The organism is Rouxiella badensis (assembly GCF_002093665.1).
Lineage (GTDB): Bacteria > Pseudomonadota > Gammaproteobacteria > Enterobacterales > Enterobacteriaceae > Rouxiella > Rouxiella badensis.
The window spans coordinates 1-22,206 of sequence record NZ_MRWE01000019.1 but is presented as its reverse complement, the minus strand read 5'-3'; the positions used below and the strand labels follow the sequence as shown (position 1 = coordinate 22,206).

Annotated in this window: 18 protein-coding genes; 10 read left to right on the top strand and 8 right to left on the bottom strand. The window is 55.6% G+C overall.

The window, feature by feature from the left end:
• Window positions 1-14: 14 nt before the first annotated feature.
• Complete coding sequence (locus tag BS640_RS12570) at window positions 15-1,217, bottom strand: isochorismate synthase (protein WP_084912670.1); 1,203 nt, start codon at window positions 1,215-1,217, stop codon at window positions 15-17.
• Between the two features lie 190 nt (window positions 1,218-1,407).
• Here BS640_RS12570 and fepB point away from each other — a divergent pair, with 190 nt between their 5' ends.
• Window positions 1,408-2,373: a Fe2+-enterobactin ABC transporter substrate-binding protein gene (gene fepB, locus BS640_RS12565; RefSeq protein ID WP_084912669.1), complete on the top strand. Its 966-nt coding sequence runs from the start codon at window positions 1,408-1,410 to the stop codon at window positions 2,371-2,373.
• Window positions 2,374-2,417: 44 nt separating this feature from the next.
• Here the strand turns inward: fepB and entS are convergent, their stop codons facing one another.
• On the bottom strand, window positions 2,418-3,680 hold the full coding sequence (entS, locus tag BS640_RS12560; RefSeq protein WP_084912668.1) for an enterobactin transporter EntS: 1,263 nt from the start codon (window positions 3,678-3,680) through the stop codon (window positions 2,418-2,420).
• Window positions 3,681-3,876: 196 nt separating this feature from the next.
• On the opposite strand from entS, the gene fepD reads away from it, so the two are divergent.
• The 3 genes from fepD to BS640_RS12545 are packed head-to-tail and all read left to right on the top strand — an operon-like array spanning window position 3,877 to window position 6,751.
• Window positions 3,877-4,923 (top strand): Fe(3+)-siderophore ABC transporter permease, encoded by a 1,047-nt coding sequence (fepD, locus tag BS640_RS12555; protein WP_017493034.1) that lies wholly within the window; start codon window positions 3,877-3,879, stop codon window positions 4,921-4,923.
• Window positions 4,920-5,951, top strand: coding sequence for an iron-enterobactin ABC transporter permease (gene fepG, locus BS640_RS12550; RefSeq protein WP_017493033.1), 1,032 nt, complete (start codon window positions 4,920-4,922; stop codon window positions 5,949-5,951). The genes fepD and fepG overlap by 4 nt, the downstream gene beginning before the upstream one ends.
• A complete protein-coding gene (locus BS640_RS12545; protein WP_017493032.1) occupies window positions 5,951-6,751 on the top strand; it encodes an ABC transporter ATP-binding protein in 801 nt (266 codons plus the stop codon). Before fepG ends, BS640_RS12545 begins: the two co-directional genes overlap by 1 nt.
• A 36-nt stretch (window positions 6,752-6,787) precedes the next feature.
• On the opposite strand, the gene BS640_RS12540 is transcribed toward BS640_RS12545, so the two are convergent.
• The 6 genes from BS640_RS12540 to BS640_RS12515 form a co-directional block, all read right to left on the bottom strand.
• Window positions 6,788-10,723: an enterobactin synthase subunit F gene (locus BS640_RS12540; RefSeq protein WP_084912696.1), complete on the bottom strand. Its 3,936-nt coding sequence runs from the start codon at window positions 10,721-10,723 to the stop codon at window positions 6,788-6,790.
• A gap of 113 nt (window positions 10,724-10,836) precedes the next feature.
• Window positions 10,837-11,046 carry an MbtH family protein gene (locus tag BS640_RS12535; RefSeq protein WP_017493030.1) on the bottom strand — a complete coding sequence of 70 codons (210 nt, stop codon included), beginning with the start codon at window positions 11,044-11,046 and terminating at the stop codon, window positions 10,837-10,839.
• Entirely contained in the window at window positions 11,033-12,424 is a 1,392-nt protein-coding gene (fes, locus tag BS640_RS12530) for an enterochelin esterase (RefSeq protein WP_084912667.1), read from the bottom strand. Before fes ends, BS640_RS12535 begins: the two co-directional genes overlap by 14 nt.
• Before the next feature lie 230 nt (window positions 12,425-12,654).
• Complete coding sequence (locus BS640_RS12525; protein ID WP_017493028.1) at window positions 12,655-12,885, bottom strand: pentapeptide MXKDX repeat protein; 231 nt, start codon at window positions 12,883-12,885, stop codon at window positions 12,655-12,657.
• A gap of 60 nt (window positions 12,886-12,945) precedes the next feature.
• Window positions 12,946-13,740 (bottom strand): molybdopterin-dependent oxidoreductase, encoded by a 795-nt coding sequence (locus tag BS640_RS12520; RefSeq protein ID WP_084912666.1) that lies wholly within the window; start codon window positions 13,738-13,740, stop codon window positions 12,946-12,948.
• A gap of 7 nt (window positions 13,741-13,747) precedes the next feature.
• A complete protein-coding gene (locus tag BS640_RS12515; protein ID WP_017493026.1) occupies window positions 13,748-14,368 on the bottom strand; it encodes a cytochrome b/b6 domain-containing protein in 621 nt (206 codons plus the stop codon).
• Between the two features lie 158 nt (window positions 14,369-14,526).
• Here BS640_RS12515 and BS640_RS12510 point away from each other — a divergent pair, with 158 nt between their 5' ends.
• From BS640_RS12510 to actP, 6 genes are all read left to right on the top strand, one after another.
• A complete protein-coding gene (locus BS640_RS12510; protein ID WP_017493025.1) occupies window positions 14,527-15,249 on the top strand; it encodes a response regulator transcription factor in 723 nt (240 codons plus the stop codon).
• Between the two features lie 3 nt (window positions 15,250-15,252).
• Window positions 15,253-16,725, top strand: coding sequence for a sensor histidine kinase (locus BS640_RS12505; protein ID WP_084912665.1), 1,473 nt, complete (start codon window positions 15,253-15,255; stop codon window positions 16,723-16,725).
• A gap of 104 nt (window positions 16,726-16,829) precedes the next feature.
• Window positions 16,830-17,861 carry a S66 family peptidase gene (locus BS640_RS12500; protein WP_084912664.1) on the top strand — a complete coding sequence of 344 codons (1,032 nt, stop codon included), beginning with the start codon at window positions 16,830-16,832 and terminating at the stop codon, window positions 17,859-17,861.
• 122 nt (window positions 17,862-17,983) lie between these two features.
• Window positions 17,984-19,945 carry an acetate--CoA ligase gene (acs, locus tag BS640_RS12495; protein WP_017493022.1) on the top strand — a complete coding sequence of 654 codons (1,962 nt, stop codon included), beginning with the start codon at window positions 17,984-17,986 and terminating at the stop codon, window positions 19,943-19,945.
• A gap of 54 nt (window positions 19,946-19,999) precedes the next feature.
• Window positions 20,000-20,311 carry a DUF485 domain-containing protein gene (locus tag BS640_RS12490; RefSeq protein WP_017493021.1) on the top strand — a complete coding sequence of 104 codons (312 nt, stop codon included), beginning with the start codon at window positions 20,000-20,002 and terminating at the stop codon, window positions 20,309-20,311.
• Window positions 20,308-21,966: a cation/acetate symporter ActP gene (gene actP, locus BS640_RS12485; protein ID WP_017493020.1), complete on the top strand. Its 1,659-nt coding sequence runs from the start codon at window positions 20,308-20,310 to the stop codon at window positions 21,964-21,966. The genes BS640_RS12490 and actP overlap by 4 nt, the downstream gene beginning before the upstream one ends.
• Window positions 21,967-22,206 lie beyond the last annotated feature (240 nt).

Sequence of the window (22,206 nt, the reverse complement as noted above, 5' to 3'; positions counted from 1 at the left end):
GTCAGTTTCTGTCGTTAATTCAGACCAAATGCGCGCAGCATGGTATTGAGTTTGACGCCAGTTTCGCGCCACTCGGATTCGGGTGAGGAGTCGGGAACAATGCCCGCCCCCGCAAACAGGCGCACCCGATCGTCGCTGACCGTGCCGCAGCGAATGGTGACAACCCACTCACCGTTGCCACGATCGTCACACCAGCCGACGATCCCGCCGAATAGCCCACGATCGAAAGGTTCAAGCTGTTCTATCAGATCTCGGGCAACCAACGTTGGTGTCCCGCACAGCGCAGGCGTCGGGTGCAGCAGGCAGGCGAGCGACAATGCGTTCTCCTGCGCGTCCTGGACTTCACCATTAATCGGCGTCGAGAGGTGCCAGAGCGTCGCGGTGCTCAGCAATTCAGGGGAAGACGGGATATCCAGGGCACGGCTGCGGCTCTTCAGCACCTTACCCATCCCTTCAGTGACGATGCGATGCTCATAAAGGTCTTTACCAGACTCAAGCAGCGCGCGGCTGACTTCCCTATCCTTTTTCGGATGGCTCTCTCGGCGGGTGGAACCGGCTAGCGGATTGGAGTGGAACTTATTGCCGTGTTTACGCAGCAGCAGCTCCGGGCTCGCACCGATCAGCGCCCCCTTCTCGAGCGGGACATGGAAGTGATAGCCGTTTGGATTCTGACTGACAACCCGACTCAGCAGCACCGGACGCGCCACCGGCTCACAGGTTTTTATCTCGAGCAGACGCGACAGCACCGTTTTGTCCAGCTTTCCGTCGTTCATCGCCTGCACCGCATCGCTGACCATCTGCATAAACACGTCTTGCCCAGGCAATTCGTTTTTGGTGAGGATCTCTGGCAAAGAAGATTCGGCCTGCGTGGCGACGGACATCGCGGCATCGCGCGCGAGCCAGCGGGTCTTCTGTGGCACGAAAAGCGCCGAAGGTTGGCGTTTATCGAAGGGAATCGCGCCGCACAGTACAGGGTGTTTTATGCCTGCCGCACGTGCGTCGGAAAAAGCGGCCTCAATGGCCTGCTGGAACTTGCCACCCATAACGTCGCCATCGGCAGCAGGTTCTGAAATTTTGACCAGACAACCTTCCGTACTAAGACTTCGGTATGGCGAGGTAAAGAAAAAGCCCGAGGTAGGGGAAAGTTCGGCAACGTTTACGCTTTCAAGGTCTTGCTGCCCATCGGCAAAATCGAACGTTTTCAACACAGTATCCATCTGTATAATCCTACGTGATATAATGATAATTCTCATGATAATTATTATCATTTGTATTTAAACATGTTTAAAGTACGTTATGCATTTATCAGTGTCAATGCGCGAGAATTCAGTCCGGCACGATTCATCCGCTCTGGTATTGCTCGCAACCGACTGAAACCGGCAGTTACTCACATTTAAGGTTTTGAAAATGAAGTGGACAGGTTTTCGCCAACTGGCAGTAATTTTGGGAGTATTTTTTACTTTAACGGCTTCGGCCCACGCCGCTGACGGTTGGCCGAGGGAGATTAAAACCTCGCGGGGTACGATTACGCTCCAGCACGCTCCACAGCGCATTGTTTCCACCAGCGTGACCGTGACCGGCACGCTTTTGGCTATTGATGCCCCCGTTGTTGCCAGTGGAGCGACTAGCCCAAACACGCGAATCGCCGACGCTCAGGGTTTTTTCCGCCAATGGGGTGACGTCGCCAAACAGCGCGGCGTGCAGCGCCTGTATATCGGTGAACCCAATGCTGAAGCGATCGCCGGAGCTGCGCCGGATCTGATCGTCGTGGCCGCCACCGGCGGTGACTCGGCGATAAAACTTTACGACCAGCTGTCGGCCGTTGCGCCGGTATTGGTGGTCAACTACGACGATAAAAGCTGGCAGGAGCTGGCGCAGGAGTTAGGCCAGGCGACGGGCAAGGAGGACCAGGCCGCCAAAGCGGTTGCCCGCTTTGACGCACGTGAGAAAGCGGTGAAGGCGAGCATTCACCTGCCGCCACAGCCGGTTTCTGCCTTGGTTTATCGTCCAGACGGTAAAGCGGCCAATCTGTGGACACCGGCTTCCCCACAGGGGCAGATGCTGCAACAGTTGGGCTTTACGCTCGCACAACCGCCGGCCAATGCTGCTAGCGGCCAGTCGCAGGGCGTGCGTAAGGATATCCTGCAGTTAGCAGGGGAAAATATGGCGGCCGGCCTGAACGGCAAAACGCTGCTGCTGTTTGCTGGCGATAAAAATGACGTGCAGCGTGTGGAAGGAAACGTGTTCTTGAGCCACTTGCCTGCGGTACAAGGCAAGCAGGTCTATGCGTTAGGTGATGATACTTTCAGATTGGATTACTACAGCGCCAGCAATGTGCTAACGCAGTTAGAAAAACAGTTTAGCAGTCACTAAAACTGCGCAGCGGGCCGGAGTTTGACGCTGGCCCGCGGTTAACGTTACTTCACCGAACGCGTCAGATTTTGAACCGCTCCCACCTCGCCCTGGCTGACGTTGCGCAGTGCACGCATAAAGAAGGCCAATACGATGCCAACGATCGCCGCCCCCAGCCCAAAACTCGCCGAGCTAACGGCGGGCAGCATAATAGACCCCATCGAGCCAAGCAGCAGCGCGCCCAACGCATCACCCGTGACGTTCTGCGCCGTCCATAATCCGTTGATTCGTCCTAAATACTCATCTGGCGTCAGGCGCTGAATCAGCCCATATTGCAGCAAAGAATTGATGGCGCTCAGATAACCAAAAATCACCAGACACAGCAGCGCAGTGCTATACCACGGCATCAGGCTAAACAGGCCGACGGCAACAAATGAGGCAATGGCAGTCATCAGCATCATCCAGCCGGGACGCGCCACGCCGGCCACCCGACCGCTAGTAAAGGCACCAATGGCCGCCCCCAAAGGAACCGCTGCATACATTAACCCCAGCCGCGACGGGTCAACGTGCCATTGCCCGGAAAGCGCCGGATAGAGCACGCGAACCGCGCTGGCCATCGTCAAGAGCGCACCAATCAGCGCCACCATGCCGATAATCTTGTTCTGCAACAGGAAGCGGAATCCGCTCATCAGCGCCCGCAGCGGATGTTCCCTCGGCTGCGGCGGCGGTGCGAGCTGCGGCAATTGCAGGATAGGCAGCAAGGTCAGCAGCGTGCCAAGCGCCGCCAGACCATAGTTCCACACTACGCCGCCGCTGGCGATGATCAGGCCGCCGATGGCAGGCGAAAGGATCGAGCCGAAGCGCACGGTCAGCATGTTCAAGGCCCCCGCCTGCACTAGGTTCTCACGCCCCACTAGCGCAGGCGTTGCGGCCAGCAGCGCGGTCACGCCCACTGCGCCAAAGAAGCCGTCCCAGACGGACAGGAAATAAATAACCGCCAGCGAAGGGGAAGGCATGGCAGCGTTAACGCACAAACCGACAAAACCGAGACCGCAGGTGGATCGGGCAAAAAGAATCAACCGGCGGCGTTCGTAGCGGTCGGCCATGACGCCGCCCATCAGCAGCCCGACAAACATCCCGCTCCCCGCCAGCGTTACCGCCAGCCCCACCAGCAGGGTAGAGCCGGTTAACGCCTGTATCTGCACCGGCAGAGCAATGCCGAGCAGGCCAAGCGCCAGAATAGAAATAAAGCGTGCACAGAATACTGACCGGAAGTCAGGGTGCGTTTTCAGTAAACTAAAATTCAATAAAATAGAGGGCTTATCCATGCAAGTTTTTATACCAAAAGTCATTTGAATCGTAGCCAAAATGGCGGTGTAGCGGATCCGCAAGCGTGGATGCTGCAACAGATCGATGAGTCATGCTAACATATACAAATACAAGCGATAACGATAATAAATATCATTAACATTACATCATTGGTTCGAATCGATGGACCGTTTCGATAAAAAATGGATAGAGCTTATGTCTCGGCAGACCCATGCCACCGCACTTAATACCTCACCGCCTTCTTTCCTTGTCTCACGCCAGCTGGGTGGTATTTTCGTGGCTCTCCTGCTGCTCCTTTTGATGATAGTTCTCAGCCTGTCAGTGGGGGAAAAATCTATCCCCTTTGATACGGTCATCACAGCGTTAAAGGGGCAATGTGGCAACGCCGACTGTGTGATAGTGCTCGACGCTCGTCTGCCGCGCACGCTAGCGGGCATTCTGGCGGGAATGGCGCTCGGGCTTTCAGGCGCGCTGATGCAGATTCTCACCCGCAATCCTCTGGCCGATCCTGGCATTCTTGGCGTCAACTGGGGTGCCAGCTTTGCGGTAGTTATCGGCATCGCCTTTTTTGGCGCCACCGATATCAACCACTATCTGTGGTACGCATTTGGCGGTGCGATGATAGCGACACTGCTGGTCGCGGTGATAGGTGCGCTAGGACGCGGACTCATCAATCCTGTCCGTCTCACGCTAGCCGGTGTGGCACTCGGCGCGGTGCTCGAAGGCATGTCTTCGGGTATTTCGCTGCTTAATCCACAGGCCTTCGATCAGCTGCGCTTCTGGCAGGCCGGTACCCTCGACATACGCAGCATGGCTGTTATCCGCACCGTCGCTCCGCCCATTCTCTTTGCCAGCCTGCTGACGCTGTTGATGAGTCGTTCGCTTAATAATCTGACCCTGGGCAGCGAATTGGCCACCGCGTTGGGCACGCGCATCGCTCTGACGCAGCTCACCGGCCTGCTGGCGATAACTTTGCTTTGTGGCAGTGCGACGGCCGCCGTCGGCCCGATAGGCTTCGTCGGTCTGATGATGCCGCACATTGCCCGTCGTCTTTCGCGCGCCAATCCGCGCTGGATGCTGCCCTGGACGTTGGTGCTGACGCCGTCGCTGCTGCTGGCCGCCGACCTGCTGGGTCGAATTCTGGTGGTGGGCGAGATGCGGGTTTCAGTGGTTACCGCCTTCATTGGCGCGCCGATGCTGATTTGGCTGGTACGCCGCCCTGACGGACTGAGCCGAGGATGAGCATGGATCCCGCCCTGAACTCACCGCGTTTGACGCCCCCAAAATCACGCCTCGCACGCCCGCTGCTGACCGCCTTCGCGCTGCTGCTGGGCTGCGTGTTGTTAGCCGTCTACGCGCTTGGCAGCGGCACGCTCTCGCTCAGTGCCCATCAGGTGATTGATGCACTGCGCGGTGAAGGCCCGAAAAATCTGTCGGTTATTGTCACCCAATGGCGTTTACCCCGTGTCGCAATGGCCTTGGTTCTGGGCGCAGCACTGGGCATTAGCGGTGCCATATTTCAGTCACTGATGCGAAATCCGCTCGGCAGCCCCGACGTCATCGGCTTTAACACCGGTGCTTACAGCGGTGTGCTGATCGCTATCGTGTTGTTCAACGGCAGCATCAGCGAAATAACCGCCGGTGCCATGGCGGGAGGCATCCTTACTGGCCTGCTGATTTACTGGCTGGCGTGGCGTAAGGGCGTGCAGACTTTCAGGCTGATCGTGGTCGGCATTGCCATTCGCGCCCTGCTGATTGGCACCAATACCTGGCTCATCATCAATGCCTCGCTGGAGTCGGCGCTGACCGCCGGTTTATGGAGCGCCGGCTCGCTCAACGGCATCACCTGGCAGAAGAGTCTCCCTGCGATCGGCGTCATCGTTGTTGCCGTGCTGCTGGCGCAAATGCTGTGCAGAAGAATGCGGCTGCTTGAAATGGGCGACGACACGGCCTCTGCGCTTGGCGTACCGGTCGAACGTTCGCGCCTGCTGCTGTTGCTGACCGGGGTTTCGCTGACTGCTGCGGCGACCGCCGTCGCCGGACCGATTTCATTTATCGCGCTGGTTGCCCCACAGATTTCTCGCCGTCTGTGTGCCAATCAACAACAGCCGCTGCTCTTTGCGGCGTTGACCGGTGCTCTACTGCTGCTGGCCGCCGACGTCACCGCCCAGCGCCTGTTTATGCCCTACCAAATACCCGTTGGCGTGCTTACCGTCAGCCTTGGCGGCATCTATCTGATTGTATTACTCATTCGGGAGTCACGACGCTAATGAGCACTGCACAGTTTTCCCCGTTACGGGCAGAAAATCTCACCCTCGGTTATGAGAAAAAGGTGGTCGCACGCGATTTGTCGGTCGCTGTCCCTGAGGGCAAAGTCACGGTCATTATCGGCCCCAACGCCTGCGGCAAATCGACTCTGCTGCGTACCCTGAGCCGCCTGATGCAGCCGCAAAAGGGCGCGGTGTGGCTGAATGGAAAAATGATCGGTGAGATGCCGACCAAAGAGGTCGCCAAACAGCTGGGCCTGCTGCCGCAAAATTCGACCGCACCGGGAGATATCAGCGTGGCAGATTTGGTCGCCAGAGGGCGTTATCCACATCAGAATCTCTTCAGCCGCTGGCGAGCGGAAGACACACAGGCGGTCGAGGAAGCGATGCGCGCCACCGGCGTGTATGAACTTGCCGACAGGCTGGTCGATAACCTTTCCGGCGGCCAACGCCAGCGCGTCTGGATAGCGATGGTGCTGGCGCAGCAGACGCCGCTGCTGCTGCTCGACGAGCCGACAACCTGGCTGGATATCGCACATCAGATTGATTTGATGGAGTTAATGTGCAGGCTGAATCAGCAAAACGCGCGTACGCTGGTCGTCGTCCTACACGATCTTAATCACGCCTGTCGCTACGCGGGCCATCTTATCGCCATGAAAGACGGCAAGATTGTCGCAGAGGGTGCACCGGCGGATATTGTCACCCCAGAACTGATAGAGCAGGTGTTTGGCCTGCGCTGTCATATCATCGACTGTCCGATTTCCCATACCCCGCTGATCATTCCACTGGGCCACGGCAAATAGGTAAAAAAAACCCCGCACCAGGCGGGGTTGTTTATTCTACAGCGCACGCAGCAGCCGATTCAGCATCGGCCCCAGCACCTTGAAGGACGCCGGAGAAACGATATCTACGTGCGCGCAGTCCAGCTCATGAACCCGTAAAGCATCCACGTAGCGAGACCACGTCTGCTGCACGTCCATCCCCTCTTGCAGAGTACGTTTCGCCACAAACAGAGTCGCCTCGCCGTTAAAGCGCGCCGTGTGGGTCGCCGAAAGCAGCCGTACTGAATCGGCGTAATTGGCCTCGATCTTGTCGAACATGCCGTGCTTGTCGCCGGCGTCGTCTGGATCCAACGCCTCTTCGGAGACGGCAATAAACTGCTGCCTTTCGCGCTGGATCTCCTTGAGCACGTTGTCATCAAGCATGACGTCCCAGTTCTGGGTTTCCGGCGGATAGGTGTCCAGCAACCCAAGAAACGCCACCTCTTCACCCCGTGCCTGAAGGCGTGCCGCGATACCCTGCGCCAGCGTGCCACCGAGCGAATAGCCGATGAAGTGATAAGGCCCGTGCGGCTGCACGCTCAGCACGGTTTGCAGATGCGCGTCGCACACTTCGTCCATATTCTGACTGGTGCATAGCGGGCCATCCGGATGCGGCGACTGGATGCCGACCACCGACCACTGCTGGTCGATATAGCGTGGCAACACGCTGAACTGCCAAGAGAAACCGGATGCCGGATGCAAACAAAACAGCGTGGGTCCGGTGCCGCTGCGCAGCGGCAGTAGCGCCTCGAATCCACAGTTATCGGCTTCAGCCTGACTCTGCTCTTCGCTCAGTAACGCCGCAAGCTGTTCAATTCTGGAGGCCACCATAATCTGCCCTACCGTGACCGGTCTACTCAGCTCGCGGCGCAGTTGGGCGGCGAGGCGCATCGCGAGCAGTGAGTGGCCACCGAGTGCAAAAAAGTCATCGTCGGCGAACACGGTTTCACGGCCCAGCAACGCTGCCACCGTTTCGGCTACCACCGTCTCCAGTCCCGGCTCCGGCTCACGTCCCTGGGTCTGCTGCGCAGATTCCGGCTGCGGCAGGGCTTTACGGTCCAGTTTACCGTTGGCGCTCAGCGGCAACGTCGGCAGCTCGACCAACGCCACCGGCACCATATGCGGCGGCAACAGGCCGGTTAGCGCCTGGCGCAGCGCCTCGGGATCCAGGCGCACGTCGGGCTGAGCAACCAGATACCCCACCAGCTGGCGAGAATCGCCGCCGGTCGCATCCTGCCCTACGTGACCCAGGGTCAGGGCATGCGTCACCGCCTGCGCGATGCCAGGCAATGAGAGCAGCGCATGGTCTATGTCGCTCAGCTCGATACGCTGTCCACGAATTTTGAGCTGGAAGTCGCTGCGCCCGAGGTACTCTACCGCGCCGGTCGACAACCAACGCGCCACGTCACCGGTGCGATACATGCGTCCACCGTTGCCCTGTGGGTCGGCTACGAAACGGCTGGCAGTCAGGTCAGGGCGCGCAAGATAGCCGTGTGCCAACTGCACGCCGGTCAGGTAGAGGTCACCCGCGACGCCCGGTGGTACCGGCTGGAGGCGGGCATCGAGAATACGCAGACCGGTGTTCCAGACCGGCAGGCCAATCGGCACATTTGCCCCGCTGACGGCGGCCAAGGCCTCGCCCCACGCAGGATGCCAACTCACATCAACGGCGGCCTCGGTCGGTCCATAAAGATTGTGCAGCGCGACTCCAGTCCGACGCTGCCACAGGCGGCACAGCTCGGCCGGTAACGCTTCGCCGCTGCAAAATACCTGACGCAGCGAGGCACATTGGCGCACTGCGTCCGGCTCTTCCAGCGTGCTGACAAACGCGGCCAGCATCGAGGGAACAAAATGCATCGTGGTCACGCGGTGAGAGGCGATCAGTTGCTGAAGCAGCTGAGGATCGCGATGCGCTTCCGGCGGGGCCATAAACAGTTTTGCGCCGACGATAAGCGGCCAGAAAAACTCCCAGACCGAGACGTCGAAGCTGCTCGGCGTTTTTTGCAGTACGACGTCGTCACCGTTCATCGGGTAGTGGTTTTGCATCCACAGCAGACGGTTTACGATAGCCTGGTGACCTACCACCACGCCTTTAGGCCTGCCCGTCGACCCTGAGGTAAAGATGAGATAAGCCGGATGATGAGGCGAAGCGCCCTTAAAACTCTGAGGTAAATCTGAGCTTATGCTGAGAGGCGCGTCGTACAGCATCACGTTGCCGAAGCTGGCGAAGCGAGGCAACTGGCTGTTGTCGGTAATAATCAGACGCGGCGAGGCGTCCTCCAGCATCATCGCCAGACGATCGTCAGGATAACTGGTGTCCATCGGCAAGTAAGCAGCCCCGACCTCGACGATTGCCATCAGCGCCAGCGAAAGGAATACGGATCGCGGCAACGCTACGGCGACGATATCTCCGGGTTGAACGCCCTGTTCCACCAGCCTTTGCGCCAGAGCAAGGGTCTGTTCGCGGGTCTCGCGATAGGTAAAATAATGCTGCTCATCGGCGAGCGCCGGGCTGTCAGGGGTTTTCTCGGCCTGTTGTGCCAGAAGACGGCTAAGGGTGTTTTCCTCGACCGGGAAGGCGGTGTCGTTGACGCGAGCCAACAGCGCATGGTCATCGGCGCTCAGCATATTGGCATCGCCAACCCGCAGCGCGGGGTTGGCAGCAAACTGTTCGAGCAGCAGCGGCAAGCGTGCCAAGTGGGTAGCCAGCTCGTCCGCCTGATAACGTTCGCCGTTGGCGAGCAAGTCGACGGTAAGCTGCCCCGTCTCATCGATATAAAGCGCAATCTCCAGGTCGCGAACCGGTCCTGATGCCAGCTCGTGCGTGACACCCTCCATGCCGTTGAAATCGAGACGGAAATCGAACATCTTGAAGTTAAAGACAGTGCCATAAAGCGGCTGGGCATCGCCGATACTGCCGACGTCGCGCTGGATCTGCTCGGCGTCGTAGCGCTGATGACGACGCGCCATCTTCAGCTCACGCGCAATCTCAGCGGCCACCTCGACCAAGGTATTCTGTGGTGCGACGTTAAACGCCATCGGCAGCACGTTGATAACCGGTCCGGTGGCGCAGAGCGCGGCGGATCCCATGCGGCGCATAAAGATAAATCCGGCACCAAATTCGTTTTGCCCGCTCAACCGTGCGACCCACAGCGAAACCAGCGCTAACGCCATGTCTGAAGGCGTTAATCTGTGCGCCTCACCGGCCGCAATGAGCTGAGAAAACGGTTCGTGCGAACAGGCCTGAGACAGGCGGAAAATATGCGTCGACGGCGTCTGACCGGCCAATGGCTGCGGGCTGACGCTGGCCGCAGTCGGCAGCTGACGTACCTTTTCAAGCCAGAACTCCCTGTCGCGCTGACGGACGGAGGATTGCTCATACTGCTGATACTCTTCCACGACCTCGCGGAAAGCCACGAACGGCGTCTCCTCGGGCTGTTGCTGCTGACACAGGGCGGTATAGAGATGAGCGATGCGGCGAGCGATGGCGGTGAAGCTGTAGGCATCCACGATCGCATGGTGGTAACGCTGGTACCAAAACCAACGATCCTCCCCCACGCGGATCAGTATGTGGCGCAACAGCGGCTGTCCGTCGGCCACACGCAGAGCGCCATTGAGATCCTGACGCATCAGCGCGATCGCCGCCGACTCCTGACTTTCAGCAGTTTGCTGCCCGGATGCCGCTTTTGACCGCGCACGATCGTAAAGATCGACCCACTCCACGGCAGGGATCGTCGCCGTCGCGTCAAACCACTGCATCGGCACGCCGTCTTGCTCTTCAAAACGCATACGCAGCGTGTCAGCCTCCGCCAGCCCCTGAGCAATGGCCTCACTCATGTGCTCGCGCTCGAGCGAGCCGGTCAGCTCGATATAGTGAGCAACGGCATAGGCGTTATCGTGGGGAGAAAGTTGATCTGCAACCCAAATACCCGGCTGTGCGGCCACCAGCGGCATCATATCGCGGCTGGAAGAATGTGGTTTTGAACTCTGTTTATTTGGCGTCTCAGCCTTCACTGGCTGTCGCTTCGAAGTCACGTCTTGCACCCTAAGTACTCCTGATAAATAGCTTATGAAGCGGCGCGCTGCGAGGCGGGACGCATATCCTGCCAATGGCTTTCCAGCCAGCTGATACAATCAGCGCGCAATGCCGGCCCAAAAATCGGCTGCCAGCCCGCAGGAATTTCGCTGAAATCCGGCCACAGGCTGAACTGCTTCTCCTCGTTTTCCAGGATCAGACTGCGCTGATTTTCGTCATCGAAGGGGTTAAGCTTTTCCATGCTGAGCTCCTGACTTGATTGAATTTAATGAAAAAGAGAGAGAGGGTTGACGAGCGATGAATTTCTCGGCCCAAAGCGCCTGCAGGCCGTCAACCAATCCACCGCGCCAGCACAGCGCGTCGTGTCCGCCTTCAACGATGCGGTAATGCACGCTGTGATTGGAGTCCTGCAGAATGTTGACCAGGCTGTCGTTCACCTGATGAATCAGGCCTTCATGCCTACCGGCCTCCATAAATATTCTGAGTGCGGCGTTCTGCCCCAGTCCCTGCTGCACCTGTTTTGGCAGCCAGCAGGCGTCTTCGGGCACCGTGTGGCGCTGCAGCATATCGCGACGCGGCCACCAAAATGAGCCGGACTGGGCCAGCACGCAGCCAAAGCGTTGCGGCCAGTGAAGCGCGGCGTACAGCGACGACAGCCCGCCAAAGCTTTGCCCTGCGACTACGGTTTTGGACGGGCTGCGCGTATGAGGCGCCAGGCTCGCGACCTCCGGCAGCAGCTCTTCCTGCACGGCTAACCAGAAATCAGGGTTGCAGGTGAGCTCTTCGCTGCGGTGCTGGGTGTCGATCGCCTCAATCAGCACGTACACCGCTTCGGGCAATTTTCCCTGCGCCGTTTGCTGCATCAGCGGTTCCCAAATCGGCATTTTCTGCGACCAGAATTGGCCGTCGAGCAGGATAGCCAACGGGCGCGATGCGGGGTTCTCACTTTCACCGGTGGTATAGATCCACACCTTGCGCTCATTGCCAAGACGAGAGCTATTCCACTGATAACGCTGTATTTTAGCTGGCGGTGCGGGCATACAGAGTCCGCTGGAGGTGGCGTAACAGTCAAAATCTTGCCAGGCAGGCTGGGCAGGTGCATCCGGCAGGCTTACGCCGGAAAGCGCGTGGCCCTTCGCACCGGGCCAGCTGCGAGTTGGATTCAGTAGATCATGGCTCGCGCTGGCAAAAATGCTTCTCCACCAGCTGCGCACCGCAAACATACGGCCGAACGCATCTTCTGCATCATCGGGAACACCGCGGTCCTCGACGCTCGGGATAAAGCTGTAGCTGCCGCGCCAGTCGGATTTCAGTTCGATTTGCCAGTGCCAGACGTCGGTTCCACTCAGGCGCTGTAGGCTTTGAGGCGGCGATGACTGATGGTGATCGGTAAGACAGTTAATGTTGATCCAGACCCGTTTGTAGGCGGAGGTAAATTCACTCCCCTGCGGATCGCGCCAGAAGAAGGTGACTTTGCATCGCCCCTCACCGGAGGGCTCTATCCAGGGCGTACCCCGTCGAGCGACTTCCAGCCACCAACCGCTGCTCCCTGCATGCTTGCTGTTTAACAGCGTTTCGCTCGCTGATGTCGACAGCCTGTCTAAACAATCTGGTTTCAAAACAATTACTCTTGTTATGATTCAAAAACATTAAACGGTACAGAGAATAGTATTGATAATTATTTTCATTTGCAATAGCGTGTAACCAACCATGAAAATAACGGCGTGATGTTTTGTGCAGGATTGACGCTAACGCGGGTAACTTGCTGGCAGTGTTAGTTTTTGAGGGGATATTGTTAGGCTTAATTCTGACTCCGCGTACCAAACACACGGAGTCAGTCGAGGCGAACCTATTGGCTCATCGCAGATTTTTTCTTCATTTCATCTTTCTTCATCTTGCCTTTAGACATCGAATCTTTGGACATAGAATCTTTGGACATAGAATCCTTAGACATCGCGTCTTTAGACATCCCCATACTGTCTTTCTTGACCACTGGCTTTTTCATCGCATCCTCAGCGTGTGCGCCCATCATGCCCAACATCAATGTTGAAGAGATCAAAACAGCGATTAACTTTTTCATAGTATTTCCTTCTAAGGTAAGAAAATGCACGGAGTGTGCAGGGTCATTCAGAATTCGTCTTTAGCTACCGCCAAACCAGTTGTACCCCTGATCCTCCCAATATCCGCCGGGATAGGCGTTAGTCACTTCAATCACCTTGATATGTTTAGGATTCTTGTAGCCAAGCTTGGTCGGCATTCTTAATTTCATAGGGAAGCCATACTGACGCGGCAAAATCTGACCGTCATAAGTCAATGCCAGCAACGTTTGGGGATGCAGCGCAGTCGCCATATCAATGCTGGTGTAATAGTCATCAGCGCATTTGAAGCTCACGTATTTAGCATTGAGATCCGCACCGACCAGCTTCAAGAAAGTTGAAAATGGAACCCCTCCCCACTTACCGACTGCGCTCCAGCCTTCTACACAGATATGACGGGTTATCTGGCTGACCTGAGCCATCTGATAAAGTTGAGTCAGCGACCAACTGGATTTGTCCAATACATTGCCCGCTATCTGCAGACGGTAAGTCTGGGCATCCACCTCTGGAGCCTCCTCTTCGCCGTAAAAGGCGTTAAAAGGAAAGGGGCGAGTTATCATCGATTCGGCATATTCCGGTGCCAGACGATCCGCGCCAAAGAGCCACGCCTGTACTCTGTCGTTAAAGCCGGAAATTGCAACCAAGGCCTTTTCCACACTGCTGTTATCGCTGATATCACAGCCCGTGAGCATCACCATCCCGCCAAGCGTCAGGCCCTGTCGCAAAAAATGGCGGCGGGAGGTTGACCCGAGCTTACGAGCAATCAAGCGCTGAGCCTCATGGATCACGTCCTGCGTATCGGCATTCGGAATAATGATTTTGCTGTCTTTTTTTCTCATGATGGCCTCAGCGTCCGCGCAGCATTGCCAGTAATGTTCTGGGTACCAACATCACCATAATTAAATGGACGGCGACAAAACCGACCATCGCTGACATGGCAAAAAAGTGTACGTAGCGAGCAGCATCAAACCCGCCCATCAAGGTTCTTAATAATGGAAACTGCACCGATTTCCACACCACCAGCCCGGAGACCACCAACAGGACGCCATCTGCCATGACGAACAGATAAGCAACGCGCTGCACCGTGTTGTAATGACGTAAATCGTTGTGCGCCAGCTTGCCTTTCACGGCGGCAAGAAGATCGTCCCACAGTGCGCGCGGGGTTACCGGAAAGAATTTTTTCTGTAATCGGCCGGTGGCAACGTTCATCAGGAGATAAAAAAGGCCGTTTATGCCGAATAACCACATCCCGGCAAAGTGCCATTGAATGGCGCCCCCCAGCCAGCCGCCGAGCGTTATGGTTTTCGAAAACTCAAAGTCGAACAACGGCGAGGCGTTATAAATTTGCCATCCGCTGGTGACCATAATCAATATTGCCAACGCATTGATCCAATGCGCTAAACGCAGCCATAAGGCGTGGATATTTTGCTGTCCTGCGGGCAGTAAAGGTGTGGTATGCAGTGCCATCATGCACTCCCTGACTCAGCGGTTTCGATGGGGAGAGTATTAAGCCGATTTGTTCCCCAAGACCTCACGCAAAGTTAAATAAAATGTGATAACTCCAACGGATGACCTTGTGTAGACTGCAAGGTAATGCACAGGTTTTAACCACCTCAGGGCCAGTAATGGAAAAGAATAAAAAGATCCTGATTGTCGAAGACGACAGTAATATTGCTGAACTTCTGACGCTTCATCTCACTGACGAAGGTTATGAAATAACCCATGCGCCCGATGGCAATCTGGGCGTCGCGCTGCTGGAAAAAGGGGGATGGGATGCGTTAATTCTCGATTTAATGCTGCCGGGCATCGACGGGCTCGAGATTTGCCGTAGGGCGCGCAATATGACGCGCTATACCCCAATCATCATGATAAGCGCACGCTCGAGCGAAGTGCATCGCGTACTCGGGCTGGAACTTGGGGCCGACGACTATCTCGCCAAGCCATTTTCTATGCTGGAGTTGGTTGCTCGCGTTAAAGCATTATTCCGCCGTCAGGAAGCGATGGGACGTAATCTGCAAATGGATGCAGGCACGCTGAGTTTTAAAGGGCTGGTTATTGATCCCATTTCCAGAGAAGTGCTGCTTAATCAGCAGAGTATCGAGCTCACACCTCGCGAATTCGACCTGCTTTATTTCTTTGCCAGGAATCCAGGAAAAGTATTCTCACGCCTCAGCCTGCTTAATCAGGTATGGGGCTATCAGCATGAAGGCTATGAGCATACGGTGAACACTCATATCAACCGCCTGCGCATCAAAATCGAGGCCAACCCTGCCGAGCCAGAAAGGATCCTGACCGTATGGGGTATGGGCTATAAGTTCATGCTCTCCAGCGATGAAAACCAGGGGTAAACCGTGAAAAATATGACGCTATCGCAGAGGTTAACGCTGGTTTTTATTGTGCTGCTGGTCGCCTGCGGCTCAATCTCAGGGTATTTGCAGGTACGGTCGAGCAATCAATATAGCCAGGCGGTTATTCAACGCCTTTCGCAGAATCTGGCCAAACACATCGCCGAGAGCAATCCCCTGCTGAGTCAGAACGGATTAAATAATGCCTCGGTGCACACGCTTTTCGATCAACTGATGGCGGTCAACCCCAGCGTTGAGGTTTATCTCCTCGATAAACAGGGAAAAATTATTGGCGATGCGGCACCCAAAGGGTCAGTAAAAAGGACGCAGGTCAATTTGCAGCCGGTGCAGGCGTTATTGCAGGGTGCCAAAATGCCGGTCTATGGCGACAACCCACGAAGCGCAGACAGCGCTTCACTCCAGGTCTTTAGTGCCGCCCCACTGATCGACAATGGGCAGGTGCAGGGGTACGTCTATATCGTATTATTGGGCGACGAGGTTACCGCGTTGGATAAAGACGCCCAGTTTCACTGGGCCGTGCTGATGGCGGTGCGTTCAATGGGGCTGGTTATTTTATTTGGATTGGTGGCCGGTGCCATCGCCTTTCGTTGGGTGACGCGTCCCATCCGCCGATTGACCGAGCAGGTCAGCAATCTGGACAGCGGCGGGATGGAGGCTGTGCAACAGCTATCTAAAACGATTGCCTCCCCCCAAGGCCCGCGTGACGAGGTTTTTCTGCTGCAACAGGCGTTTATCAAGATGGCCAAGCGCATTGACGAACAGTGGCAAAGGCTCACCCGTCAGGACCAGCAGCGGCGGGAGTTTATCGCCAACATCTCGCATGATTTGCGTACCCCGTTAACCTCCCTGCATGGTTATCTGGAAACGCTGTCGGTCAAATCAGAGCAGCTAAGCGACGAGGAGCGAAACCGTTATCTGAACATTGCGCTGGTGCAGAGCAGAAAGGTTGGCCGTCTAGCTCAAGAGCTTTTTGAACTGGCGCGCCTCGAATATGGTGTGGTCAAACCGCAAAAAGAACCCTTTTCGATGGGCGAGTTGGTTCAGGACGTGTATCAGAAGTTTGAGCTCACCGCAGAGACACGTCATCTGATCCTTCGTGCGGATATCTCGCCAGGCATCCCTTTGGTGAATGCCGACCTGGCGTTGATAGAGCGTGTTATGACTAATCTGCTGGATAACGCCATTCGTTTCACCCCCGATTACGGCACCATTGAGATTCGTCTCTGGCAGCAGAAAGAGAAGGTAGTGGTTCAACTTAACGACAGCGGACCGGGCATTGCCGCAGAGCTGAAAGAAGACTTGTTCATTCGCCCCTCAATTTTGAGTACCGGTCGAAAACGAGCCGGCGGCTTAGGCTTGATGATCGTAAAACGAATACTCGAATTACACGGCAGCAATATTGCGCTGATTGAGCAGCCCGGCAAAGGTGCCTGTTTTGAATTTTCGGTGCCACTTTAACGCCGATGTTTTATGCATTGTATAAGTGCCGTGAATCATTTTGATTGAGGAAGTGCAACGAATAAGCGATGGTAAGTCTCCCTTATACGTCAGGAGAGACGACGATGGATACGCCTTCAAAAACGTTGCTAGCTCAGCCACTTAACCCAGGCGAAACGATTGGATTTTTTTCGCCCTCTTCCCCTGTCACCGTCACCGCCCCGAACCGGTTTGCGCGCGCCAGGCAGTTCGTTGAGAGCAAGGGCTTCAGGCTAAAAGCGGGACAGCTGACGCATAAGGCAGACTTCTACCGCGCGGGATCGATACAGGAGCGGGCAGAAGAGCTGAATCAGCTGCTGCGCGATCCGCAGGTACGCTGCGTGATGTCGACTATCGGCGGCATGAACAGCAATTCGTTGCTGCCCTACCTCGACTATGAGGCGATTAAGGCCGATCCTAAAATTATTATCGGCTATTCGGACACCACCGCGCTGCTGCTCGGCATTTATGCCCAAACGGGGCTGATTACTTTTTACGGTCCCGCGCTGGTCGCCTCCTTCGGCGAGTTTCCTCCTCTGGTTGATACCACCTGGGATTCCTTCGCACAGATACTGGTCACGCCACCCGCCTTGCCTTACGCCTATCCCTTACCGCCTTTCTGGAGCGACGAACGTCTCAACTGGGATAACCTGGTGCCCGAACGTCCTAAACAGTGCTATGACAACGACTGCCGCTTCCTGGGTAACGGGAAAGTTTCCGGCAGAGTGCTAGGCGGCAATTTGAATACGATGTCTGGTATCTGGGGCAGTCCGTATATGCCGGAGATCGGAAAGGGCGATATTTTATTGATTGAAGACAGCCTGAAGGATATTGCGACCGTCGAGCGTGCGTTCTCTCTGCTGAAAATTAACGGCGTTTTCGACCGCGTTGCCGCCATTTTGCTGGGAAAACACGAAGGATTTAATGATTCCGCTACCGGGCGTCGTCCGGTAGACGTATTACTTGAGGTGCTCGGTGACCGCGTTCCTCCCCTGGTCGATGGCTTTGACTGTTGCCACACACATCCGATGCTGACTCTCCCGTTAGGCAGCCAAATTCAGATCGATTTTGAGAGCAATAAGATTGAATTAATTTCACCTTATCTTATTCATCAATGACCGTTGATTAACGAGTCACCACTTTGCGTGATCTGCCACCCAAAACCTAAACAAAGCCCGGGTGCAAACTACAATTAACCTTTGATTGACATAGTATTAACGTATTCCTAAGGAGAAAAATGATGAGCCAATCCCACAAGCATCCTATTCCTGCGTCTATTGCAGAACGAACTCTGATCACACCCGAGAAATATCAGCAATATTATCAACAATCTGTGCAGGATCCTGAGGCATTTTGGGGCGAGCAGGCTAAAGTGCTGGACTGGATCAAACCTTTCACCCTAGTAAAAAACACCTCGTTTGCACCGGGCAACATCGATATTCGATGGTTTGAAGACGGTACGCTGAATCTGGCCGCAAACTGCCTCGACCGTCACCTCGCCGAACGAGGGGATCAGGTCGCTATCATCTGGGAAGGCGACGATCCGAAGGCCGAGAACAAATTTGTGACCTACAGGCAGCTGCACGAAGACGTGTGTAAATTTGCCAATGTATTGAAAGACCATGGCGTGACCAAAGGTGACGTGGTGGCTATCTATATGCCGATGGTGCCTGAAGCTGCCGTCGCGATGCTGGCCTGTGCACGCATCGGCGCGGTGCATTCCGTCATCTTTGCCGGTTTCTCTCCGGAAGCCGTATCTGGCCGTATTATCGACTCTAACGCCAAGCTGGTCATTACTGCCGACGAAGGCCTGCGTGCCGGTCGCACTATTCCACTGAAGCAAAACGTCGATGACGCGCTGAAAAATCCTGCCGTCGTCAGTGTGACTAACGTGATTGTTTACCAGCGCACCGGTAAGAAAGGTGAGTGGAAAGAGGGGCGGGACCTGTGGTGGCATGACGTTATCGCCAACGCTTCGGCTGAGTGTCCACCGACCGAGATGAAGGCTGAGGATCCGCTGTTTATCCTTTACACTTCCGGCTCGACCGGCAAGCCAAAGGGTGTGCTTCACACCACCGGCGGTTATCTGGTTTATGCCGCCCTGACCTTCAAATACGTCTTCGACTATCACCCTGGCGACGTCTATTGGTGTACGGCGGACGTGGGCTGGGTAACAGGCCACAGCTACCTGCTGTACGGCCCACTGGCGGTGGGCGCGATTACGCTGATGTTCGAGGGTGTGCCAAACTATCCGACCACCAACCGTATGTCTCAGATAGTTGATAAACATAAGGTTAACATTCTCTATACCGCTCCGACCGCCATCCGCGCACTGATGGCAGAGGGCGATAAAGCCATTGAAGGCACCAGCCGCAGTTCGCTGCGTATTCTGGGGTCGGTGGGTGAACCCATTAACCCGGAAGCCTGGGAGTGGTATTACAAGACTATCGGCAACAGCCAGTGCCCTATCGTTGATACCTGGTGGCAGACCGAAACCGGCGGTTTTATGATCACCCCACTGCCGGGTGCGACCGAGCTGAAAGCCGGTTCGGCGACCCGTCCATTCTTCGGCGTGCAGCCTGCGCTGGTCGATAACGAGGGCAATCCGCAGGAAGGTGCAACCGAGGGTAATCTGGTTATCACCGATTCCTGGCCGGGACAAGCGCGTACGCTATTCGGCGACCACGAGCGCTTCGAGCAGACCTATTTCTCAACCTTCAAAAATATGTATTTCAGCGGCGACGGCGCGCGTCGTGACGAAGACGGCTATTACTGGATAACCGGCCGCGTTGATGACGTGCTGAACATCTCCGGTCACCGTCTGGGCACGGCGGAAATCGAGTCCGCGCTGGTTTCACATCCAAAAATTGCCGAGGCGGCCGTGGTTGGCTTCCCACACAGCATCAAAGGGCAGGCTATTTATGCCTACGTCACGCTGAATCACGGTGAAGAACCGTCGCCAGAGCTCTATACCGAAGTGCGTAACTGGGTACGTAAAGAGATAGGGCCGATCGCCACACCGGATATTCTTCACTGGACCGATTCATTACCAAAAACCCGCTCGGGCAAGATTATGCGTCGTATCCTGCGCAAGATTGCCGCTGGCGACACCACTAACTTCGGAGATACTTCTACCCTCGCCGATCCTGGCGTGGTCGATAAACTGCTGGAAGAAAAACAATCAATGAAAGCGTCGTCATAATTTTCACCGCTTCAGCGCGGTGAACTCAATCAATGCCTCATAGGAGTGGTGTAGATGAATGATCTCATTTATCAAAAGGTTGAAAGTAACCCGCGCTTTAAAGAGTTGGTGCAAAAACGCAGCCGGTTCGCCTGGCTGCTTTCTGGCATTACGCTGTTGTTGTACGTTGCTTTCATCTTTCTTATCGCCTTCGAACCCGGGTGGCTGGGCACGCCGCTGTATGCCGGTGCGACCATCACCCGTGGGATCCCGGTTGGCGTAGGGCTGATTGTTATCTCTTTTGTACTGACCGGAATCTATGTGTTTCGTGCCAACGGCGAGTTTGATCGTCTGACGGCCGATATCATCCGTGAGGTGCAACCATGAACGCGCGTCGTCTGGGCGTTCTGGCCTCTCTGGCGTTGAGCTCTACCGCCTGGGCCGCTGAGGGCGTTGGCGGTGAAGTTAAACGGCAGCCGCTCAACGTTGAAGCTATCATCATGTTCGTGCTGTTCGTGGGCGCGACGCTGTATATCACCTATTGGGCTTCTAAACGCACCCGCTCTCGTCAGGACTATTACACCGCAGGTGGGCAGATTACGGGCCTGCAAAACGGTCTGGCTATCGCGGGCGACTTTATGTCTGCCGCATCTTTTCTTGGCATCTCCGCGCTGGTTTACACCTCGGGATATGATGGACTTATCTACTCAATTGGTTTTCTGATTGGCTGGCCGATCATTCTGTTTCTTATCGCCGAACGTCTCCGCAATCTGGGCAAGTATACTTTTGCTGACGTAGCCTCCTACCGCCTGAAGCAGAAACCGATTCGTACTCTATCGGCCTGCGGCTCGCTGGTTGTCGTCGCACTGTATCTGATTGCACAGATGGTCGGTGCGGGTAAGCTGATTCAACTGCTGTTCGGGCTGAACTATCTAGTGGCCGTGGTATTGGTCGGTATTCTGATGGTGCTGTACGTTCTCTTTGGTGGCATGCTGGCCACCACTTGGGTACAAATCATCAAGGCCGTGCTGCTACTGGCGGGGGCAACTTTCATGGCAATTATGGTCATGAAGTCGGTCGGCTTTAACTTTAATACGCTGTTCTCTCAGGCGGTTGCCGTGCATCCGAAAGGGGTAGCGATCATGAGTCCGGGAGGGCTGGTATCTGACCCGATATCGGCACTGTCCCTCGGGCTGGCACTGATGTTTGGTACCGCTGGCCTACCGCATATACTGATGCGATTCTTCACGGTGAATGATGCCAAGGAAGCCCGCAAAAGTGTGTTCTATGCCACTGGTTTTATTGGTTATTTTTATATTTTGACCTTTATTATCGGCTTCGGTGCTATCGTGCTGGTCAGTGCCAATCCTGCCTTCAAAGATGCCAGTGGTGTCCTGCTCGGCGGTAACAATATGGCAGCGGTGCATTTGGCTAACGCGGTTGGCGGCAGTTTCTTCCTCGGTTTTATCTCGGCGGTGGCCTTCGCGACAATTCTGGCCGTTGTCGCTGGATTAACGTTAGCAGGCGCTTCTGCGGTTTCTCATGACCTTTATGCCAGCGTCATGAAGGACGGTAAGGCAACTGAATTAGCCGAGCTGCGGGTGTCGAAATCTACCGTAGTGGTGCTGGGTTTCGTCGCGATCGCACTGGGTATTTTGTTTGAAAAACAGAATATTGCGTTTATGGTCGGATTGGCGTTCTCAATTGCGGCAAGCTGTAATTTCCCGATTATTTTACTGTCGATGTATTGGTCCAAACTGACTACGCGCGGGGCGATGATTGGAGGCTGGTTAGGGTTGCTCACTGCGGTCATTTTGATGATCCTTGGCCCGACAATTTGGGTACAGATTCTGGGCCACGCCAAGCCAATTTACCCGTATGAATACCCTGCACTGTTCTCGATGATTGTTGCTTTTGTCGGCATCTGGTTCTTTTCGATTACCGATAAATCGGCAGAAGGACAGCGGGAAAGAGAGCTTTTTTGGCCGCAGTTTGTACGTTCTCAGACCGGTATTGGCATTTCGCAGAGCAGTAAGCACTAGATAACGCCCAAAAATTCTCCAAAAAAGAAGCCCTCAGTCGCGAGACTGAGGGCTTTTTGTTCTTTATTTGATGGCTGGCAGTTTATGCATGACTTCGCCATACCCCCTTCGGGCCGCTGCAAGCAACAAAAAAACCCCAGTCTTTCGACTGAGGTTTCTCTGTTTATTTGATGCCTGGCAGTTCCCTACTCTCGCATGGGGAGACCCCACACTACCATCGGCGCTACGGCGTTTCACTTC

Coding starts and splice junctions, on each gene's coding strand:
- BS640_RS12535 (WP_017493030.1), bottom strand. CDS start 11,046: ATGGAAAAGCTTAACCCCTTCGATGACGAAAATCAGCGCAGTCTGATC.
- entS (WP_084912668.1), bottom strand. CDS start 3,680: ATGGATAAGCCCTCTATTTTATTGAATTTTAGTTTACTGAAAACGCAC.
- BS640_RS12545 (WP_017493032.1), top strand. CDS start 5,951: ATGAGCACTGCACAGTTTTCCCCGTTACGGGCAGAAAATCTCACCCTC.
- fepB (WP_084912669.1), top strand. CDS start 1,408: ATGAAGTGGACAGGTTTTCGCCAACTGGCAGTAATTTTGGGAGTATTT.
- BS640_RS12510 (WP_017493025.1), top strand. CDS start 14,527: ATGGAAAAGAATAAAAAGATCCTGATTGTCGAAGACGACAGTAATATT.
- BS640_RS12500 (WP_084912664.1), top strand. CDS start 16,830: ATGGATACGCCTTCAAAAACGTTGCTAGCTCAGCCACTTAACCCAGGC.
- BS640_RS12520 (WP_084912666.1), bottom strand. CDS start 13,740: ATGAGAAAAAAAGACAGCAAAATCATTATTCCGAATGCCGATACGCAG.
- actP (WP_017493020.1), top strand. CDS start 20,308: ATGAACGCGCGTCGTCTGGGCGTTCTGGCCTCTCTGGCGTTGAGCTCT.
- fepG (WP_017493033.1), top strand. CDS start 4,920: ATGAGCATGGATCCCGCCCTGAACTCACCGCGTTTGACGCCCCCAAAA.
- BS640_RS12525 (WP_017493028.1), bottom strand. CDS start 12,885: ATGAAAAAGTTAATCGCTGTTTTGATCTCTTCAACATTGATGTTGGGC.
- BS640_RS12490 (WP_017493021.1), top strand. CDS start 20,000: ATGAATGATCTCATTTATCAAAAGGTTGAAAGTAACCCGCGCTTTAAA.
- acs (WP_017493022.1), top strand. CDS start 17,984: ATGAGCCAATCCCACAAGCATCCTATTCCTGCGTCTATTGCAGAACGA.
- BS640_RS12570 (WP_084912670.1), bottom strand. CDS start 1,217: ATGGATACTGTGTTGAAAACGTTCGATTTTGCCGATGGGCAGCAAGAC.
- BS640_RS12515 (WP_017493026.1), bottom strand. CDS start 14,368: ATGGCACTGCATACCACACCTTTACTGCCCGCAGGACAGCAAAATATC.
- BS640_RS12540 (WP_084912696.1), bottom strand. CDS start 10,723: ATGCCGCTGGTGGCCGCACAGCCGGGTATTTGGGTTGCAGATCAACTT.
- fepD (WP_017493034.1), top strand. CDS start 3,877: ATGTCTCGGCAGACCCATGCCACCGCACTTAATACCTCACCGCCTTCT.